This window comes from Bradyrhizobium sp., assembly GCF_028868675.1.
Lineage (GTDB): Bacteria > Pseudomonadota > Alphaproteobacteria > Rhizobiales > Xanthobacteraceae > Bradyrhizobium.
This window is the reverse complement of sequence record NZ_JAGWUA010000298.1, coordinates 1-4,030: the sequence shown is the minus strand read 5'-3', so window position 1 is coordinate 4,030 and position 4,030 is coordinate 1. Positions and strand designations below refer to the sequence as shown.

3 protein-coding genes are annotated in these 4,030 nt (G+C 64.4%); 2 read left to right on the top strand and 1 reads right to left on the bottom strand.

Going from position 1 to position 4,030, the window contains the following annotated elements:
* The first annotated feature begins 394 nt into the window (after nt 1–394).
* Nucleotides 395–1,105, top strand: coding sequence for a phosphatase PAP2 family protein (locus KGM94_RS23955; RefSeq protein ID WP_300264810.1), 711 nt, complete (start codon nt 395–397; stop codon nt 1,103–1,105).
* Between the two features lie 19 nt (nt 1,106–1,124).
* Here the strand turns inward: KGM94_RS23955 and KGM94_RS23950 are convergent, their stop codons facing one another.
* On the bottom strand, nt 1,125–2,270 hold the full coding sequence (locus KGM94_RS23950; RefSeq protein ID WP_300264807.1) for an ISAs1 family transposase: 1,146 nt from the start codon (nt 2,268–2,270) through the stop codon (nt 1,125–1,127).
* A 215-nt stretch (nt 2,271–2,485) separates the two neighbouring features.
* Between KGM94_RS23950 and KGM94_RS23945 the strand changes: the two genes are divergently transcribed.
* The coding region (locus tag KGM94_RS23945; RefSeq protein WP_300264804.1) for an SGNH family hydrolase at nt 2,486–4,030 on the top strand (1,545 nt) is incomplete at its 3' end.

Genomic DNA, 4,030 nt, shown 5'->3' with positions numbered 1-4,030 from the left:
ACTGTGCATGGGGTTGAACCGCAGATTTCGTCGAGCGGCCCGAAGTCGGGGCCGCACGTCGGTCGCGGTCCGCCTGTGCCAAGGCTTCGGCGGGACAGCCTTCGCTCGCTTCGCCATGATGAAGTTGAGTTGGCTCGCCCAGCCGAAGCTCGCGAAGCGAGCGAAGGCTGGTGGGCGCACAAGGGATCGAACCTTGGACCTCTCCCGCGTGAACGCTGCCCGTTTAGATTTCATTAGGAATGGATGGTTGTCGGAATTATAAATACACGTATGAGTGGTTGATATCTTAAGGGTTGTGTCGCCATGGTTCTCGCGGAATGCGAGGAAATGGTTCATGACATTTTGGAGGCACTCAGGCAGTCGTTGTCTACAATCGGACGGAGTGCAAACGAGTTTGGAGACGAGCACCGAACTCGCAGTCGCTCTGCGGCTCTTTCAGCTCAACTGGGTCGTAATCGCAGCCGCGCTGGCCGTCTTTGCAGTATGCCTTCTCTCGACCGATTTCCGCATCGAGGTCCGCGGCTATCTCATCGTGCTTGGAGGCGCACTGCTATACGGGGTGCTGGGCCATCTGAACAGGGTGTCAGGGACGAGGAGCAATTCCAAAGTCTACTTCAGTCTCTTTGCGATGGCGCAGATGACCATCGTGCTATCGATCCTGACGTCGATGACTTACATCGCGGCTTCGGCCGATCTTCCGCTGCAAGACGCGAATTTGCTGGCGTTTGACCGCGCGCTCGGGCTGGATTTTCGAGCCTATCTCAACTTCATGAACGACCGCCCGATGCTCGTGGGGCCGCTCTTCTTCATCTATAATTCCATTCAATGGCAGGTTCTGCTGATCGTGGTCTTTCTTCCACTCCTCGGTCGGGGGCGGCGGACGGCGGAGTTCATCCTGTGCTTTGCGGTCGCCCTGATTGCAACGACGATCATCTCCACGCTGATACCGGCGACGGGCGTCTACGGCGAGCTCGGCCTGACCGAGACGGATTTCCCGAATATCGTGCCGGGTTGCTATTATTACGGCCTGCGCGAGATTCCACCTGTCCGCGACGGGACCAAGCGATTTCTGGACGTGTTCGCCCTGGGTCCGGTCCTGACCTAGGGGAATCGGGTGAAGGATTTTAGGCGGCGATGAGGCTTGCGAGGAAGTCGTCGTCCCATGCGGCGGTCATGCGTCGGAGACGCTGGGAGTCCTTGCCGGGGGCCCTTCGGATCAGATTGGCGGCCATGTGCTTGAGCGTGACGAAGTTGGCCGGGGCGTTTTCGGTGCGCACCCGGCATTCGTCGTCGCGGAACACCATGTCCATGACCCAGTGCAGGCTGTTCTCGATCGCCCAATGGTCGCGGATCATCGGGCCGACGGTGGCGGCCGGCAGGGCGAGCGAGGTGATGTAGAAGCGCGTTTCCTGCTCTGTCCGGCCGGGCAATTCGCGTGTGCTTTCGACCATGATCACGCCGGCAAGGCCCGGCCAGTCGTGGCGCTCCTGAAGCCAGCCCACATCGTGGATCGCCGTATATTTGCGCGTTTCGATGCGGCCGTGCTCGCCGTCTGTCGTCTCATGGCGAGTGATTTTCGCACCCTTGAAGCCACATGCCTTCTGCTCGGCGGCAAACAATTTCACATCCTCGTGCAGCGCCCCCTGATTGCCCTTGAGCGCGAGGATGTAGTCGGCCTTCTTGTCCTTGATCTTCCTGGCAATGGCGCGCTGGCAGCCGATCGCGTCGATGGTGACGACGGCGCCCTCGATCGCCATCATGTCGAGCAGCGCCGGGATGGCGACGATCTCGTTGGATTTTTCCGCTGTCGCCATCTGTCCCATGACCAGCCGCTGCCTGGCGGCGAAGGCCGAGACCATGTGGATCGGCGCCTTGGCGTTCTTCTTCGAGCCGGACCGGCGCAAGGTCTTGCCGTCGATCGCGATGATCTCGGCCGGCGTCTCGATCAGCGCCGAAACCCAGGCCACGAAACAGCGCCGGAAGGCTTCGGCGTCGAGCGTCGCGAAAATGTCGCCGAGATGATCGTGGCTCGGCGTCCCGTCCGTGAACGGCCGGAACCGGCGCAACAAGTCGAGCTTCTTCTCGCCGAACCGGGCGATGTCGGTGAACGCCTCGGCTCCCGCCAGTACCGCCAGCAGACACAAGAGCAGAATCTCGTCGAGCGGATAAGTAACCTTGCCCTTCTGCCGATGGTCCGGCATGTCCTTGAAATAGGTCAGAAAAACAGTCGTCTCGTCAAACGCCGCGCAATCGGCCGCCGTCCCGTCCATCGCTCCATCCTCCGCATCGAATCAGAGGACCCCGACAGATTCAGCTCAAAGCCGTCTTGTCACCTACTTCTTCACCCGATCGCCCTGCGAAATTCGGCCTCCGTCCTTGACGCCGGCAGGCGATCCCCGGTCTATGGCCGATCAAATCTGCCCGCTTGCGGCCCGATTCCGTTATTATATTCAGCGTTTTCCAAACCCTGCGCGCCCAGAACCGCATGTCGAAGCCGAAGTCCCTGTTCAAGGCCCTGACCGAGACCGGCCCGCGGATCGCGCTGGGCACGGCCCTTGCGATCCTGGTCTCGATCGCGGGGCCCGCATCGGCGCAGTTCTTCAATTTCCCGGGCTTCGGCGGGTCGCGGCCCGCGCCGTCTCGCGGCTGGTTCGGCGGCGACTTCTTTGCGCCCTTCCAGCAGCAGCAACCGCAGGCCCCGCGCCAGGATTTCTCGCGCGCGCCGCCGCCGGCCAAACGCGAGACGATCCCCGAGCGCAACGTGCTGGTGATCGGCGACGGCATGGCGGACTGGCTCGCCTACGGCCTCGAAGACGCCTATGTCGAGCAGCCCGACATGGGCGTGATCCGCAAGCACCGGACCACCTCCGGCCTGATCAAGTACCAGCCCAAGGGCGAGCCGTCGGACTGGGCGGCCGCCGCCAAGGGCATCCTCGAGACCGAAAAGCCCGACGTCATCGTCGTCATGCTCGGCCTCAACGACCGCGTGGCGATCCGCGAGCCGGTGTCGGACAAGGCCGACACCAAGGACAAGAAGAACGACAAGGACGCGCGCAACAAGGGCAAGCCGGGCGAGGCAAAACCCAAGCCCGACGGCACGGATGCAGCCGCCAAGCCGGACGACAAGCCCGTCGACGGCGAACTGCCGCAGGACGAGGCGGACAACGCCGATACGCCGCACATCATGGCGCCGGAGAAGAGCGCGCGCTCGCCGAAGGGCCTTTACGAATTCCGCGACGAGCGCTGGGTCGAGCTCTACGGCAAGAAGATCGAGGAGCTGATCGGCGTCCTCAAGAGCAAGGGCGTCCCGGTGCTCTGGGTCGGGCTGCCGGCGATCCGCGGCCAGAGGGGCACGGCGGACATGCTGTTCCTGGACTCGCTCTATCGCGAGGGCGCCGGCAAGGGCGGCATCACCTATGTCGACGTCTGGGACGGCTTCGTCGACGAGGCCGGCCGCTTCCTGCAAAAGGGTCCCGACTTCGAAGGCCAGATCCGCCAGTTGCGCAGCTATGACGGCGTGTTCTTCACCAAGGCCGGCGCGCGCAAGCTTGCGCATTACGTCGAGCGCGAGATCACGCGCCTGCTCGCAGGCCGCTCCGGGCCGATCGCGCTGCCGAGCGAACCGGCGACACCCGACGTCAACGCCGTGCCGGGCCAGCCCGCGCCGCGGCCGCTCGCCGGGCCGATCGTGCCGCTGGTCGCCGCCTCGATCTCGACCGATCAACTGCTGGGCGGGCCGGGATCGCGCCCGGCGGCCGTCGATGCCCTGGCAGCCCGGACGCTGGTCAAGGGCGAGCCGCTCACGGCGCCCGCGGGCCGCGCCGACGACTATTCCTGGCCGCGCCGCGAAGTCGGCCGCGAGCAGGCCAAGGGCGACGCGCCGGTCGCCGCGACGACGCCCGGCGAGGGCAACGGATCGACGCCCGGTGCGCCGAATGCGGCTGCCGCGATCGCACCGCCGAAGCTCGCGCCGAAGAAGCCTCCGGTGCAGCAGCCGGCGCAATCGACGCCTTCGCTGCTGCGCGAATTC